The sequence below is a fragment of the Corallococcus caeni genome, assembly GCF_036245865.1.
GTDB lineage: Bacteria > Myxococcota > Myxococcia > Myxococcales > Myxococcaceae > Corallococcus > Corallococcus caeni.
On the sequence record NZ_BTTW01000001.1, the window covers coordinates 431,394 to 453,358 of the forward strand.

Annotated in this window: 17 protein-coding genes; 5 read left to right on the forward strand and 12 right to left on the reverse strand. The window is 69.7% G+C overall.

The window, feature by feature from the left end; all coding sequences use genetic code 11:
* Positions 1-36: 36 nt before the first annotated feature.
* The gene (locus AABA78_RS01815) at positions 37-609 is read left to right on the forward strand and encodes a hypothetical protein (RefSeq protein WP_338261350.1); all 573 of its coding nucleotides are present in this window, start codon (positions 37-39) and stop codon (positions 607-609) included.
* Here AABA78_RS01815 and AABA78_RS01820 read toward each other — a convergent pair.
* Both AABA78_RS01820 and AABA78_RS01825 read right to left on the reverse strand, forming a co-directional pair.
* The gene (locus AABA78_RS01820; protein ID WP_338261351.1) at positions 587-1,744 is read right to left on the reverse strand and encodes a sensor histidine kinase; all 1,158 of its coding nucleotides are present in this window, start codon (positions 1,742-1,744) and stop codon (positions 587-589) included. The two genes, AABA78_RS01815 and AABA78_RS01820, sit on opposite strands and share 23 nt — an antisense overlap.
* A 135-nt stretch (positions 1,745-1,879) precedes the next feature.
* Positions 1,880-2,140: a DUF2795 domain-containing protein gene (locus AABA78_RS01825; RefSeq protein WP_253895898.1), complete on the reverse strand. Its 261-nt coding sequence runs from the start codon at positions 2,138-2,140 to the stop codon at positions 1,880-1,882.
* A 196-nt stretch (positions 2,141-2,336) separates the two neighbouring features.
* Between AABA78_RS01825 and AABA78_RS01830 the strand changes: the two genes are divergently transcribed.
* The gene (locus AABA78_RS01830) at positions 2,337-2,543 is read left to right on the forward strand and encodes a hypothetical protein (RefSeq protein WP_171421260.1); all 207 of its coding nucleotides are present in this window, start codon (positions 2,337-2,339) and stop codon (positions 2,541-2,543) included.
* 64 nt (positions 2,544-2,607) lie between these two features.
* Here AABA78_RS01830 and AABA78_RS01835 read toward each other — a convergent pair whose 3' ends face one another.
* From AABA78_RS01835 to AABA78_RS01865, 7 genes are all read right to left on the reverse strand, one after another.
* Positions 2,608-4,257 carry a pyruvate dehydrogenase complex dihydrolipoamide acetyltransferase gene (locus AABA78_RS01835; RefSeq protein ID WP_338261352.1) on the reverse strand — a complete coding sequence of 550 codons (1,650 nt, stop codon included), beginning with the start codon at positions 4,255-4,257 and terminating at the stop codon, positions 2,608-2,610.
* Positions 4,258-4,263: 6 nt separating this feature from the next.
* Positions 4,264-5,250 (reverse strand): pyruvate dehydrogenase complex E1 component subunit beta, encoded by a 987-nt coding sequence (locus AABA78_RS01840; protein ID WP_014398167.1) that lies wholly within the window; start codon positions 5,248-5,250, stop codon positions 4,264-4,266.
* A 55-nt stretch (positions 5,251-5,305) separates the two neighbouring features.
* Positions 5,306-6,433: a pyruvate dehydrogenase (acetyl-transferring) E1 component subunit alpha gene (gene pdhA / locus AABA78_RS01845; RefSeq protein WP_338261353.1), complete on the reverse strand. Its 1,128-nt coding sequence runs from the start codon at positions 6,431-6,433 to the stop codon at positions 5,306-5,308.
* A 131-nt stretch (positions 6,434-6,564) separates the two neighbouring features.
* The gene (locus tag AABA78_RS01850; protein ID WP_338261354.1) at positions 6,565-7,332 is read right to left on the reverse strand and encodes a hypothetical protein; all 768 of its coding nucleotides are present in this window, start codon (positions 7,330-7,332) and stop codon (positions 6,565-6,567) included.
* A 45-nt stretch (positions 7,333-7,377) separates the two neighbouring features.
* Positions 7,378-8,964, reverse strand: a complete 1,587-nt coding sequence (locus tag AABA78_RS01855; RefSeq protein WP_338261355.1) for a hypothetical protein — start codon at positions 8,962-8,964, stop codon at positions 7,378-7,380.
* A 100-nt stretch (positions 8,965-9,064) separates the two neighbouring features.
* The gene (locus AABA78_RS01860; RefSeq protein WP_338261356.1) at positions 9,065-10,534 is read right to left on the reverse strand and encodes an MFS transporter; all 1,470 of its coding nucleotides are present in this window, start codon (positions 10,532-10,534) and stop codon (positions 9,065-9,067) included.
* An 82-nt stretch (positions 10,535-10,616) separates the two neighbouring features.
* Positions 10,617-11,297 (reverse strand): NUDIX hydrolase, encoded by a 681-nt coding sequence (locus AABA78_RS01865; RefSeq protein WP_171414395.1) that lies wholly within the window; start codon positions 11,295-11,297, stop codon positions 10,617-10,619.
* 187 nt (positions 11,298-11,484) lie between these two features.
* Between AABA78_RS01865 and AABA78_RS01870 the strand changes: the two genes are divergently transcribed.
* The 3 genes from AABA78_RS01870 to AABA78_RS01880 all read left to right on the forward strand — a co-directional run bounded on the left by AABA78_RS01870 (position 11,485) and on the right by AABA78_RS01880 (position 17,447).
* The gene (locus AABA78_RS01870) at positions 11,485-13,836 is read left to right on the forward strand and encodes a bifunctional metallophosphatase/5'-nucleotidase (RefSeq protein ID WP_338261357.1); all 2,352 of its coding nucleotides are present in this window, start codon (positions 11,485-11,487) and stop codon (positions 13,834-13,836) included.
* Positions 13,836-15,818, forward strand: a complete 1,983-nt coding sequence (locus tag AABA78_RS01875) for a single stranded DNA-binding domain-containing protein (protein ID WP_338261358.1) — start codon at positions 13,836-13,838, stop codon at positions 15,816-15,818. Before AABA78_RS01870 ends, AABA78_RS01875 begins: the two co-directional genes overlap by 1 nt.
* 96 nt (positions 15,819-15,914) lie before the next feature.
* Positions 15,915-17,447, forward strand: coding sequence for a hypothetical protein (locus AABA78_RS01880; RefSeq protein WP_338261359.1), 1,533 nt, complete (start codon positions 15,915-15,917; stop codon positions 17,445-17,447).
* An 80-nt stretch (positions 17,448-17,527) separates the two neighbouring features.
* Here AABA78_RS01880 and AABA78_RS01885 read toward each other — a convergent pair whose 3' ends face one another.
* From AABA78_RS01885 to AABA78_RS01895, 3 genes are all read right to left on the reverse strand, one after another.
* On the reverse strand, positions 17,528-19,366 hold the full coding sequence (locus tag AABA78_RS01885; RefSeq protein WP_338261360.1) for a GspE/PulE family protein: 1,839 nt from the start codon (positions 19,364-19,366) through the stop codon (positions 17,528-17,530).
* Positions 19,363-21,129 (reverse strand): MYXO-CTERM sorting domain-containing protein, encoded by a 1,767-nt coding sequence (locus AABA78_RS01890; protein ID WP_338261361.1) that lies wholly within the window; start codon positions 21,127-21,129, stop codon positions 19,363-19,365. Before AABA78_RS01890 ends, AABA78_RS01885 begins: the two co-directional genes overlap by 4 nt.
* A gap of 71 nt (positions 21,130-21,200) precedes the next feature.
* Positions 21,201-21,962, reverse strand: a complete 762-nt coding sequence (locus AABA78_RS01895; protein ID WP_338261362.1) for a uroporphyrinogen-III synthase — start codon at positions 21,960-21,962, stop codon at positions 21,201-21,203.
* Positions 21,963-21,965: the final 3 nt, after the last annotated feature.

The window sequence follows — 21,965 nt, forward strand, 5'->3', positions numbered from 1 at the left end:
AGGGTGGGAAACAGGCGCGCCCACTATGCTCGGCGAGTGAGCTTCGAAGACGCGCTCCGGGAGAACCGGGTGCCGCCACGGCTGGGCGACGTGCGGCTCTTCTATGACGGGGGCCGGCTGGTGGGTGAGTCCCTGCCGCCGCCCTGGACGCTGCGGCTGTTGCCCACGCTCCTCGTGGCCCTGGCCGCCGGGTGCACGGGGGTGGGGCTACTCCTGCTCGTCCGGGACGCGGGCCGGACGCCGGGCGCCGCGACCCTGCTGCTGGTGCTGGCGGGGGCCCTGGTGGGCGGCGCGCTGGTGGTGGAGGCGCGGCTGCGGCGGCGCCGCTTCGTGCTGCACTTCAAGACGGAGTCACTGCGGCTGGAGACGCTCGCCTGGGCCCCCGGCGCGGCGCGCACGGAGACGCTGCCCTTCGACGACGTGCGCGCGGTGCACATCCTCCAACCGCCGAAGGGTGGATACGCACTGGTGGTGGAATACGGCCCGGAAGCCGCGCCCCGGCGCGCACTGCTGGTGCGGGACGTGCGGCCGCAGGAGAGCGACACCCTCTACCGGGTGTGGCGGCTCTTGCACAACGCCTTCGGGCTCAAGGGAGCGGGGCTCGCTTGAAGGTGAGCTCGATTTCGGTGCCCTCGCCCGGCGTGGACGACAGGCGGAGCTGACCGCCGAACTGGGTCACCAGCTCACGGCAGATGGACAGGCCCAGTCCCGTGCCGATGCCCACGGGCTTCGTGGTGAACAGCGGCTGGAACACCTTCTCCTGGAGCGCCAGGGGGATGCCGCAGCCGTTGTCCGACACGGTCAGCATCACGTCCTCGTCGCGCGCCGCCCACCGCACGTCGATGCGGCCCGGGCGGCCCGTGCCCTCCATGGCCTGCGCCGCGTTGACGATGAGGTTGAGCAGCACCTGGCACAGCTTCACCGGCCCGAACACGATGCGGATGGGCTCGCCGTTGCTGGTGAGCCGCGCCCGGTCGCGGACCTCCGCTCGCGCCAGCTTCACCGCGAAGGAGACGACTTCCGCCACGTCCGCGGTGGCCTCCATGTCCTCGCCACGCGCCTGCGCGCGCAGGCCCAGCGCCACCCCGCGCAGGTGGCTGGCGCCCTCGGACAGGTCCTTGATGAGCGACGGCAGGTCCTCGATGGTGGAGGACACCTCCGCGTCCGGATCCGTCGCCAGGTGGCGCGACACGTACTGCACCACGCGTTGCATGTCGCGCTCGAGCGAGGACACGTTCTGCGTGAGGTAGCCCACCGGGCCCATGAGCTCGTGCGCGATGCCCGCGGTCACCTGCCCCAGCGTGGCCAGACGCTCGGACTTCATCATCCGGCCTTCGACCTCGCGGATGCGCAGCTCCAGGCGGGCAATCTTGAGCGCGTCCTCCAGCGCCGCCAGGAGCTCCGCGCGGTCCCACGGCTTGACGAAGTAGCGCGTCACCTGGCCGCGGTTCACCGCGTCGATGACGGCCTGCATGTCCGCGTACGCCGTCACCAGCATGCGCTTGGCGTCCGGCGCGATGCTGCGGGCGCGCTCCAGCAACTCCACGCCCGTCATCCCCGGCATGCGCTGGTCCGACAGCACCACGCCAATCTCCCCGCGCCGCTGCTCCAGCAGCGCCAGGGCCTCGTTGGGGGACGAGCACCGGAAGATGCGAAACCGCTGCCCGAAGTTGGCGTCGAACACCCTCAGGTTGAGGGCGTCGTCGTCCACGTACAGCACGGCGGGCAGGTCCGAGGCGTTCATGGAGCTCCTCCAGACCGTGGCTTCCTCATCCGGAAGGCAGGCTGGTCGCGCCGAAGATAACGCGCACGTCCCACCGCGCGCCTGGGGGTACCTTGTACCCAGGCCCTGGGCGAACGTCGCAAACAGCACTTCGCGTCAGACGGAGGCGTTTCCGAGCGCGAGCGCCACCGTGTCCACGGAGGGGAACCGGCCACGCGGCAGCGTGCCCAGGAGCGACACCACGTGCGGCGGCGCCTCGTTCTCACGCGCCACCCAGACCAACTGCTCCGCGCTCAGCGGGAACACCGCGCCGCGCAGCGCCTGCTGCAGCGAGTGCGCCAGGGACACCACCGGAGTCAGGGGGGCCGGTGACAGCTCCACCTCCTGCAGTCCAAGTCCCAGGCGCTCGCGAGTCATGTCGTCGTTCATTGAGTGAGAAGTTAAGCAGCGAACCGCTTCGGCTGCCGACCTTTTTTCGGCCTCCGAAGGGAGTCAGGCAGGCAAGCGCTCTGCTCCCCCATCCCACCGGGTGGCCGCTCGGGTGTGGGCATCCCACCGTACCGCCACGGAAGTTCCACCCACGCCCCCGTTTTCCGGGGAGGAGTGACGCACCATGGCGAACAAGAAGAACGAGGATGTGAAGCCCGTGAAGCACGTGGAGGCCACCCGCCCGGAGCCGTGGCCCGGCATCCAGGGCCGCAGCCCCGAGCACGAGGAGGACCTGGAGACGGGCACGAAGCGCGCGGACCAGGCGGACGTCACGGAGGCGCAGCGCAAGCTGGAGAAGGACGTCGAGTCGGACGAGCCGACGCGGGAGTAGCCCAGGCCGGGCTTTCGCCCCCGTGCGTGTCGCACGGGGGCGAAGGCGGCGGACTGCTCGACCGCTAGAACAGCAACCGCGAGGGGTGCTCCAGGAGGCCCTTCAGCTCGCGGAGGTACTCCGCGCCGGTGGCCCCGTCGATGACGCGGTGGTCACCCGACAGCGTGACCGTCATCATCTTGCGCACCGCCAGCTGGCCGTCACGCACCACGGCCTTCTCCGCCACGGCGCCCACCGCGATGATGGCGGACTGGGGCGGGTTGATGACGGCGATGAACTGGTCGATGCCGTACATGCCCAGGTTGCTCACCGTGAGCGAGCCGCCCGTGTACTCGGCGGGCTTCAGGGAGCGCTTGCGGGCGCGCTCCGCCATGTCGCGGGACTCGGCGGAGATGGCCTGCAGGCCCTTGAGGTCCGCGTCGCGGATGATGGGCGTGATGAGCCCGTCCTCGATGGCGACCGCGATGCCCACGTCCACGGTGCCGAAGTGCAGCACCTGGTCGCCCTGGAGCGACACGTTCATCTTCGGTGAGCGGCGCAGCGCGATGGCCGCCGCCTTCACGATGATGTCGTTGACGGACACCTTGAGGTCCAGCGCCTTGGCCTCCTCGCGGATCTTCACCGCGGCGTCCATCTCCACCTCCACCGTGAGGTAGAAGTGCGGCACGCCGGGCTTCACTTCCGACATGCGCTGGCCAATGACCTTGCGCATGGAGGACATGGGCACCGCCTGCGGCTCCGGACGCGTGCCGAAGGCGCGAACCTCCGGCTGGGCCCCGGCCTTCTTCGCCGCCGGCGCCTGCGCGGGAGCCTTCGCCAGGCCCTGGCCCAGCGCCTGCTCCACGTCGCGCTTCACCACGCGGCCCAGCGGACCCGTGCCGCGCACCTGGCTGATGTCCAGCCCGCGCTCCTGGGCCATGCGCTTCGCCAGCGGGCTGGCGCGCAGCCGGCCGCCAGCGCCACCACCTGACGCAGGAGCCTGGGGCTCGCGGCGCAGCGGGACGACCTGTCCCCCGGCGGGCGCGGACGGAGCCGCGGCGGCGGGAGCCTGGGCAGGCGCCTTCGGAGCGGCCGGAGCCTGGGGTGCGGACGCACCGGCCTTGGCGCCCTTGGGCGTGAGGAACGCGATGGGCGCGCCGACCTTGGCCATGTCACCCGCCTGCACCGTGATGCGCGCGAGCGTGCCGTCGTCGTACGCCTCCACCTCGAGGTTGGACTTGTCCGTCTCCACCTCGGCGATGGCGTCCCCGGAGGAGACCTTGTCCCCCTCCTTCTTCAGCCACTTGACGATCTTCCCCTCCGTCATCGTCGGGGAGAGCGAGGGCATCAGGATGGCGATGCCCTCACCCGCGCCGCTGGCGGCGGGGGCCGGGGCCTGCTCGGGAGGCTTCGGGGCGGCGGCGGGCGCCGCGGCCTTCGGGGCCTCCGTCTTCTGGGGGGCCGGGGCGGAAGGAGCGCTCCCCGTGGCCTTCTCACCCTTGGCGCCGAGGTAGCCGATGGGCGAACCCACCGTGGCGACCTCGCCCTCGGGCACGGCGATCTGGATGAGGTAGCCGTCGTCGAAGGCTTCCACCTCAAGGTTGGACTTGTCCGTCTCAACCTCGGCGATGGCGTCTCCGGAGGAGATCTTGTCTCCCACCTTCTTCAGCCACTTGACGATCTTCCCCTCCTTCATCGTCGGGGAAAGGCTGGGCATCTGAATGGGCGTCGACATACGCGTTCAGGCTCCCTCGCGGTACAGGACCTTCTTGATGGCGGCGATGATCTTGGGCGCGTCCGGCTGGGTCGCGTTCTCCAGGTTCGCCGCATAGGACATGTTCACGTCCAACCCGGTGACGCGCACGACGGGCGCGTCCAGGTCGTCGAACGCCTGGGACTGGATGAGGTCCACCACGGACGCGCCGACACCGGCCAGCGCCCAGCCCTCCTCGCAGATGACGGCGCGGTTCGTCTTGCGCACGCTCGCGAGGATGGCCTCCTCGTCCAGGGGGCGCAGGGTGCGCAGGTCCAGCACCTCCACGCTGATGCCTTCCTTCGCCAGGGCCTCCGCAGCCTCCATGCAGAAGTAGTACATCCGGCTCCAAGTGATGAGCGTGACGTCCGTGCCCTCACGCTTCACGTCCGCCTTGCCCAGGGGGACGATGTGCTCGCCTTCCGGCACCTCGCCCTTGATGGCGTAGAGGCGCTCGCCCTCGAACATGACCACCGGGTTCTCGTCCCGGATGGCGCTCTTGAGCATGCCCTTGGCGTCCGCCGGGGTCGCAGGGGCAATCACCTTCAGGCCGGGGAAGTGCGCGTAGTTGGCCTCCAGCGCCTGGCTGTGCTGGCTGGAGAGCCGGCCGCCCGCGCCGCCCGGGCCGCGGAACACGATGGGGCAGCGCAGCTGGCCGCCGCTCATGTGGCGCAGCTTGGCCGCGTTGTTGACGATCTGGTCCATCGCCAGGATGGCGAAGTTCCAGGTCATCATCTCCACCACGGGGCGCAGGCCCACCGCGGCGGCGCCCACGGAGAGGCCGGTGAAGCCCAGCTCGCTGATGGGCGCGTCGATGATGCGCGCGCTCCCGAACTTGTCCAGCAGGCCCTGGGACACCTTGAACGCGCCGTTGTAGCGGCCCACTTCCTCGCCAATGAGGAACACATTGGCGTCGCGCTCCATCTCCTCGGCGAGCGCCTGGTTCAACGCTTCGCGATACATCAACTCGGGCATCGTCGGCTCCGAACTCGAATCTCGAAAGGGTAGTGGCTTGGGGGAGGCGTGAGCGCTAGCGGCTCAGGCCCGCCTTCTTGTCCGCCTGCTCGGCCTCGGCGCGGGGCTCCAGGTCCCAGGTCACCTTCAGCTCCTGGCCCGACGGGTACTTCGGCCAGTTGGAGACCTTGACGCCCAGCACGCGCTCGCGCGGGCGCACGTCCTCCTCGCCCGGCTCCACGATGGTGTCGCGCCACAGCTCGTCCACGCTGGGCTCGGGCGACTCGTCGGCGAACTTCACCGCCGCGTCCACCGCGCGCTTCTCCTCCTCCTCGATGGCCTCGAAGTCCGCGTCGGTGAGCTTGAAGCCCTGCTTCATCGCGAACTCGCGCAGCTTCGGGATGGGGTCGTTCTTGCGCTCGTCCTCCACCTCCTGCTTGGTGCGGTAGTTCGCAGGGTCCGCCATCGAGTGGCCGCGGAAGCGGTACGTGTTCGCCTCCATCAGCACGGGGCCCTTGCCCGCGCGGCAGTACTCGGCGGCGTCCTTCACGGCCTCGTACATCTTGAGGACGTCCATGCCGTCCACCGCTTCGCCGCGCATGCCGTACGCGGACGCGCGCTTGTGGATCTCCGGCACCGCGGACGTGCGCGCGATGGCCGTGCCCATGCCGTAGCGGTTGTTCTCGCAGATGTAGATGACCGGCAGCTTCCACTTCTGCGCCATGTTGAAGGTCTCGTGGAACGAGCCCTGGTTGGCGGCCGCGTCGCCGAAGAAGCACACCGTGACGCGGTCTTCGTTGCGGTAGCGGCTGGCGAAGGCCATGCCCGCCGCGAGCGGAATCTGCCCGCCGACGATGCCGTAGCCGCCGTAGAAGTGGTGCTCGATGTCGAAGATGTGCATCGAGCCGCCCTTGCCCTTGCTGTAGCCGGAGCCCCGGCCGAACAGCTCCGCCATGACCATGCCTGCGTCGCTGCCACGGGCCAGCGGCTGGCCGTGGTCGCGGTAGGCGGACAGCATGTAGTCATCCGGACGGATGGCCTCGTTGCAGCCCACCGCCACGGCTTCCTGGCCGATGTAGAGGTGACAGAAGCCGGCGATCTTCCCCAGCGTGTACTGCTGGCCGGCCCGCTCCTCGAAGCGGCGCAGGAGGTACATCTTCCGGTACATCGTCAACAACAGGTCCTTCGAGTACGCGCTGGCCACCGCGGCATGCCTCCGTCTGGGCCGCCCCTGGGGACCCGAGGGGGAAAGGGCGGCGAACGCCGTGCGCCTCTTAGCGCGCGGCCAAGGGACTTCCAAAGCCTTTCAGAAACGTCCTCCACCCCGCCTTTCTTTCAGGCGCGGTGCGTCACGTCCTCCATGGAGAAATGCGGCACCGACACGATGCCTTCCATCAGTTCCACAGCACGTCCCGAGTGGTCCGTGGCCAGGTGGATGACCGTCGCCTCCGGGAAGCGGTGGCGGTAGTCATTGGCGTGCGTGGGTTCATTGTCGAACGCCGCCACCACGATGCCCATGCGGCCCAGGCGCGCGTGCGCGTCGCGTTTGAACGCGTCGTCGTTCTCCGCGAGCGTGGGCTTCATGATGAGGTGCACGCGCCCGTCCGCGCCTGGGGGCGTCACCATCCCACAGCGCGCGAGGCACGCGACGGTGCCCTCGCGCATCGCCTCATGGCGGCCGGTGAGGTAGACGACCTGCGCGCTCGTGGCGGCCACCGCCTGGGTGAAGGCCGCCGCGCCTTCAATCGCCTCGTCGGAGACGCAGTAGGCGCTGGTGAAGAAGCGCTCCTGCCAGAAGGCGCGCGCGTCCGCGTAGCGCTGCTCCACCTCCGCCTCCGGCATGCCGCACGCCCGCATCGCGGCGCGCATGTCCCAGCCGGTGTCCCAGTGGCGGGGCTCGCACGCGGAGAGCAGGGCCAACGCCTGGGCCTCGCCGTACTCGCGCAGGATGCGCGCCTGGCGGGGCCGGTTGTCGAAGAGGGTGGAGTCCAGGTCGAACGCCAGGACCGCCTGGGGGCCGAGCGAGCGGGCCCTCTCCAGGATGCCCTTCAGCGTGTCGCGCCAGTCCGGCCGCACGCGTTGCTTGAGGTCTTCAAAAGCCATGGACGCCGGAAGATACATGCCCCCGGCGCGAGGCTGGCCATCAAATCACGCGCCCGCGCGCAACGCGGCCGGCTGGACGGGCACCGACCCCCCGGGCTCCGCCGACGCCGCCACTGGAGCTTCGGGGGCCCGGACGAAGTTCTGCATGCGCTGGATGCCGTTGCGGTCCAGCACCAGGCGGACCAGCTGCGCGGACTCCTTGCGCACGCCCGCCTCCATCACCGTGAAGCGGAACACCAGGTCCACCGGGTAGCGCTTCGCGCCCCGGATGTGGCCCACGGAGAAGTCCTCCAGGTCCACGTACTCCAGCGCGAACTCCGGCTCGTCCATGTCGCGCAGGAAGCGCCCCACGTGCAGCCGCAGGATGTCCGTCACGCCGGTGAGGCCGCGCTCGGAGCGGGGCAAGAGGCGCGCGTCCAGCACGATGCGCTTCTGGTAGCGGATGACGGCCTCCGACAGCTCCCCCTGGGACACGGTGAGGAAGTCGTCGTGCTGCCTCAGGGACGACACCGCCTGCGGCACCTTCACCGCCGCGCCGTAGTCCACGCGCTCCTCGCAGATGCCGATGGCGCGCGCCGTGACGGGGTCCACCAGGTCCGTGGTGCGGTCGTACAGGTGCGTGGCGGCCACGCGGCTGAACATGCGCCGCAGGCCTTCCTTGATGCGGTCCTTCATCATGTAGCCCACCACGGCCACCAGGAAGAAGTTGAGGCTCACCTGCGTGAAGCGGACCTGCGCCCAGAGCGCCACCGACGTGGCGAACGCCATGGCCACGCCCGCCGCGATGGCGAACAGCACCTCCTCCCAGCCCTGCCGCCGCTGGCGCCGGCGCGAGGACAGGAAGAGCACGTTCATGCAGAACTTCTTCAGGAAGCCCAGCCGCTGCATGTACTCCTCGTTGTCCCCCGTGGGGCTCAACACGGAGCGCAGCCGGTGCTCCTTGCGGTAGGACTCCTCGCGGAGCACCGCCTCCATCAGCCCCTTGCGCAGGGGCAGCCACGGCCCCGTGCGCGGCAGCGCGTCCATGTCCGCCACCGCGCGGCGGAAGAACTGCTCCACCAGCAGGCTCACGTACTCGTCCACCAGCCGCAGCGACGCGCGCGTCTTCTCCTGGAGCTTCGCCTCCCCCGTGGCGCGCAGCCACGCGCGGAAGCGCTCCAGCACCACGGGCACGGACTCCCCCGCCTGCCGCACCACCGACTCCAGGTCCACCCTGCCCGCCTCGGTTGACCGGGCGTCGCAGCGCGTCTCCACCGTGGTGGCGAACCGGCGCAGCGCGCCGCGCAGCACGCACGAGAAGAGCTTCGCCTGGTAGACGACGTCCGACTCCGGAGCCAGCCCCGTGCGCTGCCACGCCTCCAGCTTCACCAGCGGCGAGCCCTCCGACGACAGGAGCTCTCCCAGCTCCATCACCGGCGTCTTGAAGCGCACGTAGTTGTGGATGTCCGCGTAGAAGTCCGCGCGAGGGTACGTCTCCGCGTCGATGTTCAGGCTCGACGGCAGGAAGAGGTAGGCCTCCACCAGGTAGCGCGTCTCGTCCGCGCCCGTGGGCTGGTACTCGAGCTTGATCTCGAACTGCTTGCGATCGTGGACGTCGAACCGGCTGTGGAGCGCTTCGGGGGCCTGGGACACGAACGCCAGTCTATGTCACAGGCCTGTCACACGGGAGCCACCCCCACCGAAGGACAGGGGAGCGTCCGGGGCGGCACACCCGGAGCGCTCCCGCCAAGCCTCAACCGTTGGTGCCCGTACGAGACGACGCGCCCGGCACGGCGCCCGGGACGACGTCGCCCACGGGCAGGGGCGCGGCCCTGGGCTGGGGCTTCGCGTTCCACACCCGCGACGCCAGCACCAGGCCCAGGACGGCCAGGGGCAGCATGGCCAGGGGCCACGGCTTCCAGTTGGCCGGGTCCTTCATGGCCTCGCCCGTGGGCAGGATCTTCCCGTAGATGAGCGCGTGGATGGCGGTGCCCGCGTAGACCGCGCCGTCGATGATGCCCACCACGATGCCCGCGTTCTTCTTGCCGCCGAAGTCCATGGTGGCCGTGCCGGACAGCATGCCGTGCACGCCGATGACGCACAGGGACATGAACACCACGGACCAGCCGGCCCCGGCCGTCCCCAGCAGGAACACCGCGCCCACCGCGCCCAGCAGCAGGCCCGCGTAGAGCACCGTGGAGACGGGGCCGCGGCGCGAGTCGAAGAGGCGGTCGCTGATGACGCCCGCGAACATGCCGCCCAGGATGCCGGCGACGCACGACAGCATGCCCCAGTTGGAGGCCACGAAGCCGCCGGACTCCCCCACCGCCTTGGCGTACTTGGGGAACCACTGCATCACCGCGTTGCGCAGGAAGCCGCTGCAGAACTCCACGCCCAGGATGATGAGGATGACGCGGTTGCTCAGGAGCTTGCCGAACAGCTGCGGCACGCTGAGCGCCGGGCCCGTCTCCCCGCTGGACGCATCCGCCGTGTCGAAGTCCGGGTGGCCCGTCTGGGACGGCGTGTCGCGGATGACGAAGAAGTCCAGCACCAGGAAGCCCACGAGCAGCGCCGCGGGCACGAAGAACACCCACCACACCGGCGCCGCGTCCGCGATGAAGCGGCACCAGTCGAACGCGAAGTACAGGCCCAGCGAGATGAGGATGCCGAAGACGCCGCCCAGCTGGCCGCGCTCACGCACGTGGAACCACGACGCGTTCACCTTGACGATGGAGACCGCGCCGAAGCTCTGGAAGTACATGTTCACGCTGTAGAGGAACGCGAGCCACGCCACCACGCCGCCCGGCGGGGCCCAGCCGTTCTTCAGCACCGCGTACACCAGCCCGCCCATGGCGACGTTCGCCACCGCGGAGCCGCCCGCGGACAGCAGGATGGTGAAGCGGCCGCCCAGCTTGTCCGTCAGCGGGCCGTTGAGGAGGAAGGCCACGCCGTACGTGAGCGTCCCCCAGAAGAAGATGGTGGCGAAGTCCGCGTTGGACGTCTGCGCGCCCATGGCGCTGGTCGCCACGTTGACGTTGTAGCGCCCCATGTAGAGGAACGCGTACGTCAGGCCCAGCGGGAACCAGTTGAAGAAGCGGCGGCGGCGGAACGCATCGCTGTGCCCCAGCTCCACCTTCGGGAGCCGCGAGAGCACCAGGCCAATGGCCCCGAGCAGGATGACGATGGGCAACAGCTGGGCCAGCCACGGGGGCAGCGACGACATGCGACGAACCTCGCCTGGAGGAGGAAACGGAACGGGGCCGCACCCTACCCCGTCCCTCCTCACCCCGGAAACAGCAAGCGGCTCAGGCGAGCCGTGCGAGCAGCCGCGTGAGGGACACCTCCGTCTTCGCGTCCGCGATGTCCCCGCGCCGGCACGCCTCCAGCACCGCGGAGAGCGGCCGCCACTGCAGGTGGATGCCCTCCTCCAGGGGAGAGCCGTCCCCCTCCACCTCGCCCGGCTCCACGCCGGTGACGTCCACCGCGGCCGGGAAGACCTTCTCCGACAGGATGCCCGGCGCGAGGAAGAACGCGCCGCCCAACAGCTGGATGTCCTCCGGCCGCACCGTGTAGCCCGCCTCCTCCTTCACCTCCTCCGCCGCGCGGCGGCGAAGGCCCTCCTCGCCCTTGTCGGACGGCTCCAGCAGGCCCGCGACGATCTCCTCCACGCGCAGATAGCTCACCGTGTCAGGCACCGTCATGGACGCGGTCTGCTCGCGGCGGAAGTACGCCGCGGGGCGCAGGTTCATCCGCGTCAGGACTTCCACGTTTCCATCCGACGCACGGCGGTAGATGAGCACCGACACCGCGTCCAACCGGGGCCGGTCCACCACATCCACCCGGTACACGGAGGAGGAGGACCCGTCCGCGCGCCGGTTGCGGCAGCGCAGCCGACGCACTCGGAGGAAACCCTCGTCACAACGCGCCGTGGCGGAGAAATCCTCGATGATCTCGATGTCAGTCACATTGGAACTGCTGGGACGCATGTCTGCCTGCTCTCCTGGTGCCCTGGTAGGTGGAGGTGCCACGGTGGCGTTGCTTGCCCGTGCACCCTTGATCCCGTAGGTTGCGCCGTCCTCAAGTCGTCACTCCCTACGAATCACGGATCCGTCACGAATGTGTCGCGCACTGCTCGGCCTCTTCTGCGCCTGCGCCCTGGCTCTCGCCTCGTGCATGCCTGTGCTGGAAGGCCAGGACTACCACCTCGAGGGTCAGGAGGTGCGGCTTACCCTCCTTCATACCTCTGACATCCACTCGCGGCTCATCCCGTACGACTTCACACCGCTGAAGACGGACCAGGACCTGGAGCTCATCCCGGAGGCCGGTCCCTTCGGCGGCGCCACGCGCATCGCGTCCATCCTCAAGCGCGAGCGCAAGAAGGGCGACCGCATCCTGCACCTGGACTCAGGCGACTGCTTCCAGGGCGCGCCCATCTTCAACGTGAACACGGGCGAGGCGGAGTTCCGCTTCCTGTCCGAGCAGCACCTGGACGCCGCCGTGGTGGGCAACCACGAGTTCGACGCCGGCGCGCTCAACTTCACCCAGAAGGCGCGCAACTTCGCCAACTTCCCGCTGCTGGCCGCCAACTACTTCTGGGACGACCCGAAGACGACGGGCACCAACGGCACCGCCATGGTGACCAACCCCTACACCATCAAGACCATCAAGGGTCTGCGGGTGGGCGTCATCGGCATGGCGAACATCTCCTCGCTCAACTCCATCGTGGAGGGCGGCAACAGCCTGCAGGTGACGCCGCTGGAGCAGAACGAGGCCGCGCGCTCCTACGTGGAGTTGCTGCGCCCGGTGACGGACCTGATTGTCATCGTCAGCCACCTGGGCCTCACCGAGGACCAGGATCTCATCCAGGGCTACGAGGCCTACTATGAGTACGGCCGCGCGAAGCCCTTCATCGAGCGCTCGCACGACGCGTGGAAGGTGCTGGAGTGGTTCGGTCCTGAAGGCAACGACAAGTCGGTGGTGCGCGTGCACATCGCGGGCGTCAGCGGCATGGACGTGGTGCTGGGCGGCCACCTGCACGTGGTGCTCAACCCGCCGCAGCTCGTGACGGACCCCGCCGGCCGCAAGGTCGTGCTGTCGCACTCGGGCGCGTTCGCCAAGTACGTGGGCCGGCTGGAGCTGGTCGTGAAGATGCCGGCGCGCCTGGGTGAAGGCGAGGGCGCCGAGGTCGTCAGCCAGGACTACCACGCGTTCCCGGTGGACGCCCTCTGGTGCAACGAGGCGATGCGCAAGTACCGCTTCGACGACAACATCTTCTGGGATCCGGGCAAGTTCATCGCGGCGCCGGGCGTGCGCGAGGCCATCGCGGAGTGCGGCCGCCAGGAGGACGCGGAGACGACGGACCTGCTCATCCCGTACCTGCTGGGCATGGACGTGAAGCTGCAGCTCACCTCCATCTTCTCCTATGCCCCGCTCGACGTGCAGCGGCGCAACAACTCCAATGGCGGTGACTCGCCGCTGGGCAACATCGCCGCGGACTCCATGCGCAAGCGCAACCGCGTGGAGGCGGAGATGGCGCTCACCAACTCGCTGGGCATCCGCGACAACCTGTACGCGGGCGTCGTCACGCAGGAGGCGATGTTCAACGTGTTCCCGTTCGAGAACACCATCAACATCATGTACCTGTCCGGCGTGGAGATGCAGGAGATGTTCGACTTCGTCACCGAGCGCTCCGCGGAGCGCGGGTGCGTGAGCCAGGCGCAGATCTCCGGCGCCCGCTTCACCATGGACTGCGCCCAGGTGCAGCTCAACGACCTGCGCATCGCGTGCACCCCGGCCACGGTGGCCACGGACTGCCCCCAGGCGGACCGCGAGGGCCACGCGCCGTGGACGTGCCTGGAGGACACCTCGGGTTCGCGCTGCTGGGCGCACCCGGGCATCGACATCCAGATCAACGGCAAGCCGCTGGACACCAACGGCACGTACAAGGTCGCGGTGAACGACTACATCGCCAAGGGCGGCTCCGGCTTCGCGGTGCTCAAGCGCAACACCACGCGCATCGAGACGGGCATCAGCCTGCGCGACTCGCTCATCGGCTACATGCAGGGCTTCTGCAGCTGCAAGGACCTGCTCGAGGGCAAGGAGACGTCCAGCAACGGCACGCGCTGCGGCTCGCTCGTCAACGGCAAGTGGACGGTGGATGAGAAGACGCTGAACTCCTGCAAGGTGTCCAAGGCCTTTGAAGACGCCCTCAACCGGAAGATGGTTGACCAGGACGGTGCCTGCACCTGCCTGGACATGCTCAAGCTGCCCGCGGACGCCGCGGAGCAGCAGAAGGCCCTGGCCGCGTGCGGCCGGCCGGACCTGACGAAGGAAACGGCGCTGGCGGAGTGCGCGCTGCCGCAGGGGCCCTACACCGGCCGCTGCACCTGCCGCGACCTGCTGGTGGGCGGCAACCCCACCTGCGGTACCGTGACCAACCAGCTGCGCTCGTTCTGTGAGAAGCCCACAGCCATGCCCGTCGCGAGCGCCATCGAGGATGGCCGCATCGGGCGGAGGGTGAAGTGATGAAGCGACTCTTCCTGCTGTCCACGCTGGCCCTGGCGGCCGGCTGCTACACGAAGGAGTCCGAGACGCCCACCGGGCTCACCTCGTTCCGCGTGGAGGTCACCAGCATCACCACCGGGGATGCGCCCGGCGCGCTCTTGCCGGTGGTGAACGCGTGCGCCGCGAAGTACGGCAACGACCAGGCGGCGGTGCCGCCCGCGGTGCGCGGCACGACGGACTGCCCCTACACCCTGCCCCGCACGGACGTGGACATCGGTCTGTCCATCACCGCGCTGGACGGCAGCGGCGGGGAGATGACGTCCTTCAACGGGCCGGTGTCCTTCCGGGTCATCCCGGGCGACCTCACCGGTGAATACGGCAAGCGCTGGGCCCAGCTCACCAACGGCAAGGGCACCGGCAGCGTGCGCGTGGCCCACCTGTACGGCGAGACGCACGTCTGGGTGCAGGACCAGGACCTGGAGCTGGACTACGCGGACGGCGGCGTCGTGGGCGACCTCTCCCAGTTGCCCCAGGAGCCGGCCACGCGCACGTACGCGACGGGCCTGTCCACGGGCATCCGCTTCGAGGAGCCCGCGCTGGCCACCATCCAGCTGCCGGAGGGCGGCTCGGAGACGAGCGTCTTCGTCAAGCAGTTCATGCGCGTGGGCCGTCCGCCGGAGGCCGGCGAGCCGCTGACGCAGAACTGCGACCCGGCGGACCCCAACAACGGCAAGCAGATGATGCTGCTGGTGACGGGCACGGACTCCAGCGGCTTCTACGTCACGGACATGACGGCCTGCCGCGTGCTGGAGAAGAGCGTCCCCGGCGCGAACATCCAGACTGCGGAGCCGGACGGCTACAACCCCGGCCGCTTCAACAGCATCTACATCTACAACTACTCCTTCCCGGAGGGGCTGGACTCCGGCGACCTGCTCTGGACGCTGTCCGGCACGGTGGCGGAGTTCACCAACACCACGCAGATGAGCTTCCCCGCCTGGACGCTGCGCGAGAACGTGCGCCTGTTGCCCCAGAGCGAGTGGAACAAGTACCTGGACCAGGTGCCGCCGGTGGAGGTGAACGGCCGGCTGTGCGGCTACAGCAACTCGCCGTACCTGGACGACATCCTGTGTGGCTACAGCTACAAGAACTACAAGATGGAGAGCCTGGAGTCGTCGCTGGTGAAGCTGCGCCGGGTGAAGTTCCCCAAGGTGTTCCGCAACTGCGACGCCAACGGCAACAACGACATGCCCATGTTCTGCCCGGTGGGCTCCAGCGCGTCGCGCAGCTGGCAGAACTGCTTCGCGGAGCCGCCGGATGATCCGGACCTGCCGGAGCGCAAGTGCGTCATCGACTGCACGCTGGGCATCGGCGAGTACGCCGGCACCATCTGCGCGGAGAAGACGACGTACACGAACTTCGGTCAGTTCGTGGTGGAGATGAACGCCACGGGCCCGGCTTCCGCGGGCATGGACGAGTCCGTCCCCGGCCGCATCATGAACGTCACGGTGGGCAACACGTCCGTCAAGCCCTCCAAGACGCTGCCCCAGGGCTACCGGCTGAACGTCCTCTGCAACCAGCCGGTGCGCGCGCGCTTCGGCGACGACACCGTCACGGTGGACCAGACGGGCACGCTCATCCCCGCGAACACCCGCTACGAGTACACCCTGCAGGGCTCCGAGGTGACGGTCGCGCTGGTGCGCGACGCCGCCGCCACGGCCAACGCCAGCTGCAAGGTCGCGCCGGACACGCGCTCGCGCATCAGCCTGCAGATCAAGGACGCGGTGCCGGACCTGAACCCGGACTGCAGCGAGAACGACCCTGACGCGGCGAAGGCGCTCCAGTGCAAGCAGCTGCGCGCGGCCACCTTCGACGTCGTGGGCCACCTGAAGCACGTGGGTCCCGCGCGTCCGCGCTGGAACGTCCTGCCGCGAGATCAGGACGACCTGTGCTGCTACCCCGGGCCCGGGATGGAGTGCCCGAAGCCCATCAAGCCGTGCCCGTAGTCGCCATTCATCTTTGAGCAGTCGCATTGAGCGCCCCGGCGAGAAGCCGGGGCGCAGGGAGGAGCGGTCTCCCCCGGACCGCTTCCTGGAGGGAATTTGAAAACGTTGCAGACGCTGGCCCTGGCGGGCCTGACTACCCTTTCCGCGCCCGCTTGGGCCGGGGACTTCGTGGACACCCGTTTGTCGTTCGTCTTCGCGGACGACAACGTGCTGGCGGGCGCGGGAGAGACGACTCCCAACAGCCCCAACGCGCGCTTTGGCGCGGGCAACCAGAACACGCAGTTCTACGACAACTTCAACACCAAGTTCTCCGGCTTCGAGTCGCTGTCGAACGTCGTGCTCTACAAGCGCATGCCGGCGTTCTTCGAGGGCCTCACCACGGAGGCGGCCCTCACGCTGCTGGTGCTGGAGCGTCCGTCCGGTGGTGTCGACATCCTGGACAACTCCAGCTACGTGCGCCTGAACTACCAGCCGCCCGGCTGGGGTGAGAAGGAAGGCATCTCGCTCACCGGCTTCCCGGTGTCCGCGGACCGCTTCCGTCTGGGCTACGCGTACCGCATCTCCTGGGGCGGCAGCCCCATCTTCACCAACCGCGCTGGCGCGGCCGGTGTGCCGGGCGCCAAGCTGCAGCTGACGCGCGACCGCTGGTACGCGTACCTGGGCGGCAAGACGGCGCTGGTGCTCAACGACCTCATCCTGGAGCAGGAGACGCTCTACGGCGTGATGGCCGGCGCGGGCTGGGACATCCTGGAGACGCTGCGCGTGGAAGCGGGCGGCGGCTACTTCCAGAAGGGCATCGTCCCGGGCCTGGCGAACCAGTCCATCGAGGCGGGCGTCAACGCGGCCGGTGTTTCCGGCCAGGTCGTCTACCACGTGGGCGTGCCGGTGGGCACGAGCGTGGACTTCCGGCTCTACAAGAACGACCCGGAAATCTACCAGCGCTTCTTCGCGCCGGAGCAGTACCCGGGTGGCCTGTCGTACTCCCTCTCGCTGGAGGGCAGCTACCTGACGCAGACCCTGCAGGACCCGGACAAGTTCGGCGCCACCAAGCCCCAGGGGGCCGTGGCGCTCGCCTTCCAGGGCCGCGCGAAGTTGAACCGGTTCCGCTTCAACGCGCTGGCGCTGGTGCGCAGCCTGTCCTTCATCCAGTTCGACGTGCCGGGCTTCCCCCCGTTCCAGGACTTCCCCACGGGCACGGTCCTGAAGCCGGAAGTCTTCGGCGCGCTGGGCGTGGACTACAACATCGCGAGCCTGCACCTGACGCCGGGCTTCATCTTCGGCGCGCAGCAGCCGGCGTCCTTCCGCAGCCCGGTCCCGCTCGTGGGCGGCAGCAACCCGCCCCCCAGCCTCACCGGCACGCGCACGGTGGTGGTGCGTGACGCCAACCAGCTGAGCATCCTGCCCAGCACCTGCGGCGGCTCCAACGCCTGCGAGGCGGAGCTCATCTGGTCCGCCAAGGCCACCTTCCGGTGGGACCTGTCGGAGACGGTCGCGGCGGTCGGCGAGGTCTACTACACGTACGACACCAACCGGACCACGTTCGAGGACGACGTGACGGGCATCGCGCAGCCGAACTTCGAGAAGCCGCACGCGCTGGGCTTCAACACGCTGCTGCAGGCGCGCTTCTAGCCCACCCTGCCCTCCTGGCTGTCACCCGCGGGGCCCGCCGTTTCCACACGGCGGGCCCTTCGTGTTTCTGGAGGGCCTGGCTAGAAGGCGGACGTCATCCGCACCACCTCGTCGAAGGCGGTGAGGCCCTGCGCCAGCTTGCGCACGGCGGCCTCGCGCAGGGTGCGCATGCCGCTCTTGCGCGCGGCCTGCACCAGCTGCTCGTGGGGCGCCTCGCGGGCGATGAGCTCGCGCACCTCGCGGGTGGTGGAGACGATTTCGAAGACGCCGGTGCGGCCGGAGTAGCCGGTGCCGCGGCAGCGCACGCACCCCGCCCCCCTGGACAGCTTCACCCCGCCGGGCAGCAGCGGCAGGGGGGCCTGGAGGGCCAGCAATTCGTCCGCCGTGAGCACCGCCTCCTCCGAGCAGTGCACGCAGACGCGGCGCAGGAGGCGCTGGGCCATGACGCCCAGCAGGCTCTGCGCCAGGAGGAAGGCCGGCACGCCCAGGTCCTTCATGCGCGCCACCGCGCCCAGCGCGTCGTTGGTGTGCAGCGTGGAGAGCACCAGGTGGCCGGTGAGCGCGGCCTGGAGCGCGTTCTCCGCCGTCTCCGCGTCCCGGATTTCGCCCACCATGATGACGTCCGGGTCCTGGCGCAGGATGTGGCGCAGCGCCCCCGCGAAGTCCAGGCCCACCTTGGGCTGCACCTGCACCTGGTTGAAGGTGTCCCACACCATTTCGATGGGGTCCTCAATCGTGGTGACGTTGACGTCCGGCCCCGCCACCGCCTTGAGCGCGGAGTAGAGCGTCGTCGTCTTGCCGCTGCCCGTGGGGCCCGTCACCAGGATGAGGCCGTGGGGCTGGTCAATCCAGGACTCGAAGTGGCCCTTCTCGTCCGGCTCGAAGCCCAGCTGGGCGATGTCCTGCACCAGCGTCTCCGGGTCGAAGATGCGGATGACGACCTTCTCGCCGAAGGCGGTGGGCAGCGTGGAGACGCGGAGCTCCACCTCGCGGCCGTCGCGCTCCGTCTTGATGCGGCCGTCCTGGGGGCGGCGCTTCTCGGAGATGTCGATGCGCGCCAGCATCTTCACGCGCGACACGATGGGCGGGTGCACCTGCGCCGGCAGCGAGTACACCGGGTGGAGCACGCCGTCGATGCGCAGGCGCACCACGGCGGTGGCCCGCTTGGGTTCGATGTGGATGTCCGACGCGCGGTTGTCGAAGGCGTAGCGCAGGAGGTAGTCCACCGCCTGCACCACCGGCCGGTCCGACGCCTCCAGCTCCTGCGTGCCGCTGAGCGACACCAGCTGCTCGAAGTTGGCGACCTGCGATTGCGAGTCGCTGAAGTCGTCCGCGGCCTTCGCCAGCGTCTTCTTGAAGCCGTAGATGTCCGCGATGGAGCGCAGGATGTCCGTCTTCGCGGACAGCACCGGCTCCACCGGCTCGCCGGTGAGGCGGTGGAAGGACTCGAAGAGCTCGCGGTCGAAGGGGTTGGCCACCGCCACGCGCAGCCGCCCCTGTTCGGTGCGCTCCAGGGGCAGCAGCACGTGCTTCTGCGCGTAGGGCCGGGACACCGTGCGGGTGGCCAGCGCCATGTCCATCTTCAGCGGATCCAGCTTGCGGTAGGCCAGCCCTGAAGCGCGCGCGGCGGCCTCCGTCACGCGGTCCTCGTCCAGCACGCCCCGCCCTCCCGGCGCGGGGATCTGGAAGGCCGCCACCACCTCCACGGGCGACACGTCGTAGCGGGCGGAGTCCTTGCCCGTTCCGCCCTGCGCCTTGAGGACGCGGGCGCGCGCGGCGGGCTCTCGCGCCAGCACCTCCTGCGCCTGCTGAGGGGTCAGCAGGCGCTGGGCCACCAGGGCTTCCAGCAGGAAGCCCAGGGTGAAGTCCGTGGCGCCGCGCGAGGGGCCGCTGCTTCCGGGGGGAGCCGCCTGGGTCAACCGTTCCTCCTTCTGCGGGTGGCCAGGAGCAACACCCCGAGCCCCACGAGGAATGCCGCGGACGAGGGGCCGCTCTGGCAGCCGCAACCGCCGGGGTCGTTGGTCGTGCCGCCCGTGCCGCCGTCCACCGGCGGGGGCGGCGGCGTGCCGCCATCGCCGCACAGGGCGCAGGTGCCGCCGTCCGTCTGGGCGTAGGGGTCCTCGCACTTGCCGCCGTTGCCGCAGAACAGGCCGTTGGGGCAGTCCTGGTTGGTGCGGCAGGGGGCGATGCAGGCGGTCCCTTGCGCGAACGGCACGCACTGGAGCGGCGAGGAGCAGGTGCCCGCGGCGCAGTCGCGGAAGCAGAAGCGGTCATCGCCGGTGCCCGCCGGACGGCAGGTGTTGCCGGGGCTGCACGTGCACGTGGACAGCGAGCACGGCTCCGCGCACACGCCCTGCGGGTTGCCGTTGAGCTTCAGGCACTGCTGGTTGGTGCCGCACTCCGAATCCTGGAGGCACGGGTCCCCGACGCTGCGCGTGCCCGTCTTCTGGACCACGCAGGCGTGGTCACACGAGCGGCAGACGTGACTGCCGCCGCAGTCGCTGCTGGTGGTGCAGTCGGCGACGCACACGTCGCCCCCGTTGTCGGGCAGCGTGGTGCAGGTATAGCCCTCGCGGCAGTCGCCCTTGCCTGGGCGGCAGTCCTTCAGACAGCGCTTGCCCACGGAGCCCACCGTCGTGCACGTGGAGCCGGTGGGGCAGTCCGCGTTGGCGATGCAGGACTCCGTGCAGTAGCCCTTCGTCCACGCCGGGAAGGCGGTGGTCTTGTCCGCGTCCGTGAGGCAGCGCGAGTCCGCCGCGCCGCACGTGCTGGCGTCCGCGCAGGGGTTGCCCACCTTGGTGCCCGTGCCGACGGGTTCCGGCAGACACGCGAACTGCGAGCCGGACACGACGGTGGACGCGAGGCACTGGTAGGGCGCGGGGCAGGCGCCCGGCGTGCCGGAGGCGCACGCCTTGGTGCAGATCTTCTGGTTGACGCCGCTGGTGGTGGACCGGGCGGTGACGCAGGTGAGCCCCGCGCCGCACGCGGTGGTGTCACACGGCGAGCCCACCGCGCCCGTCTGGGGATAGCGCTTGCAGAACGCGCCCCGGTCGTAGGACGTGAGGGCACGGCGCTGGGTGCCGGGCTCCAGGTAGAAGGACATCACCGCGTCGTCGAAGCGGTACGTGCTGCCCAGGCCCAGGCAGTGGCCCACCTCGCGCATCATCGCCGACTGGATGTCGACGAAGCCCGCGGGCGTGGGGGAGGCCGTGGTGAACTTGTACGTCACGGCGTTCAGGAAGATGTCGCACTGGTAGACGTAGCCGCTGTGGCGCAGCGGCACCGCCTCCGCGATGCTGTAGCCGGAGTTGAGGACGTCCTTGAACTCCGTGCTGTTCGGGTCGGTGATCCAGATGGCGGAGACGCTGAAGCCGTCCAGCCGGTCGTTCACGTCCGGGATGGGGACGATGGTGGAGCGGCCCTTGTACGTGAAGGCGGGCCACGCGCAGTCCACGTCCTGCCAGACCTGGAAGGCCTTCTTCACCGCGTCCTCCACCAGGCCCAGGTCATTGCCCCCGGGGGTGAGGTTGCGCGCGTCCACGTAGTACGGGAACGGGTCCTGGCTGTTGTTGAGCACCCAGTGATCCAGGAACTGGTAGTCCTCCTGCGTCTGGGCATGCGCCGTCGCGGCCAGCGCCAGCAGTCCAAGGAGGAAGACACTCCGCTGCGACCCACGAATCATCACCCGCACCTCGTCGCGTCACGTCCACACGGGGCGCCCGTCTGGCGCCCGGACGTCACCGGGCGGACAGTCTATCCGTGAACGGCGCGGACGGTGGCATCCACCAGCGCTTCGGGCGTGGGGCGCTCGGCGACGGCGGCCACGGGGATGCCCAGCTGCGTCAGCGCCGTCGCCGTCGTGGGGCCAATGGCCACCACCTTCGCGGACGTCAGCGGCTCACGGCCCACGCCCTCCACGAAGGCCTCCGCGGTGCGCGGCGAGGCGAAGAGCACCACCTGGGGCGGGGCCTCGGCCAGCCGGGCCAGGGCCTCCGGTTCGACGGCGGCGGCCGCGCTGCGGTAGGCCGTCACGCGCGTGACGCGCACGCCCAGGTCGCGCAGGCCGTCCTCCAGCTCCCGCCGTCCCTCCTCCGCCGCCGGCAGGAGCACGTCGTCGTCCGGCCCCAGCACGTCGCGCAGCGCGGTGAAGAGCGCCGCGCCGGTGCCCTCGTGGGGTTCGGCCTCCACCTTCAGGCCGTAGCCCTCCACGGCCCGGGCGGTGCGCGGCCCCACGGCGGCCAGCTTCACGCGGGACAGCCGATCCAACGTGCCCGCGAGCCGCAGGGCCTCCAGGAAGGACTCCACGGCGGAGGGGCTGGCGAACACCACCCAGTGGTAGCGCTGCACGTGCTCCGCCGCGGACGCCAGCGGGCGCGGGTCCTCCGGCGGGTGCAGCTCCAGCAGCGGCAGGCTGAGGACGTCCGCGCCCTCGTCCTCCAGCAGGAAGCACAGCTCCTCGGCCCGCTCACGGGGGCGCGTCACCAAGACTTTGATGCCATCCAGTCGCCGGTCCACGGC

Bases quoted from the DNA above. Each gene is read 5' to 3' on its own strand.
- AABA78_RS01860 (WP_338261356.1), bottom strand. From the start codon at position 10,534: ATGTCGTCGCTGCCCCCGTGGCTGGCCCAGCTGTTGCCCATCGTCATC.
- AABA78_RS01820 (WP_338261351.1), bottom strand. From the start codon at position 1,744: ATGAACGCCTCGGACCTGCCCGCCGTGCTGTACGTGGACGACGACGCC.
- AABA78_RS01835 (WP_338261352.1), bottom strand. From the start codon at position 4,257: ATGTCGACGCCCATTCAGATGCCCAGCCTTTCCCCGACGATGAAGGAG.
- AABA78_RS01840 (WP_014398167.1), bottom strand. From the start codon at position 5,250: ATGCCCGAGTTGATGTATCGCGAAGCGTTGAACCAGGCGCTCGCCGAG.
- AABA78_RS01825 (WP_253895898.1), bottom strand. From the start codon at position 2,140: ATGACTCGCGAGCGCCTGGGACTTGGACTGCAGGAGGTGGAGCTGTCA.
- AABA78_RS01865 (WP_171414395.1), bottom strand. From the start codon at position 11,297: ATGCGTCCCAGCAGTTCCAATGTGACTGACATCGAGATCATCGAGGAT.
- AABA78_RS01870 (WP_338261357.1), top strand. From the start codon at position 11,485: ATGCCTGTGCTGGAAGGCCAGGACTACCACCTCGAGGGTCAGGAGGTG.
- AABA78_RS01890 (WP_338261361.1), bottom strand. From the start codon at position 21,129: ATGATTCGTGGGTCGCAGCGGAGTGTCTTCCTCCTTGGACTGCTGGCG.
- AABA78_RS01830 (WP_171421260.1), top strand. From the start codon at position 2,337: ATGGCGAACAAGAAGAACGAGGATGTGAAGCCCGTGAAGCACGTGGAG.
- AABA78_RS01875 (WP_338261358.1), top strand. From the start codon at position 13,836: ATGAAGCGACTCTTCCTGCTGTCCACGCTGGCCCTGGCGGCCGGCTGC.
- AABA78_RS01850 (WP_338261354.1), bottom strand. From the start codon at position 7,332: ATGGCTTTTGAAGACCTCAAGCAACGCGTGCGGCCGGACTGGCGCGAC.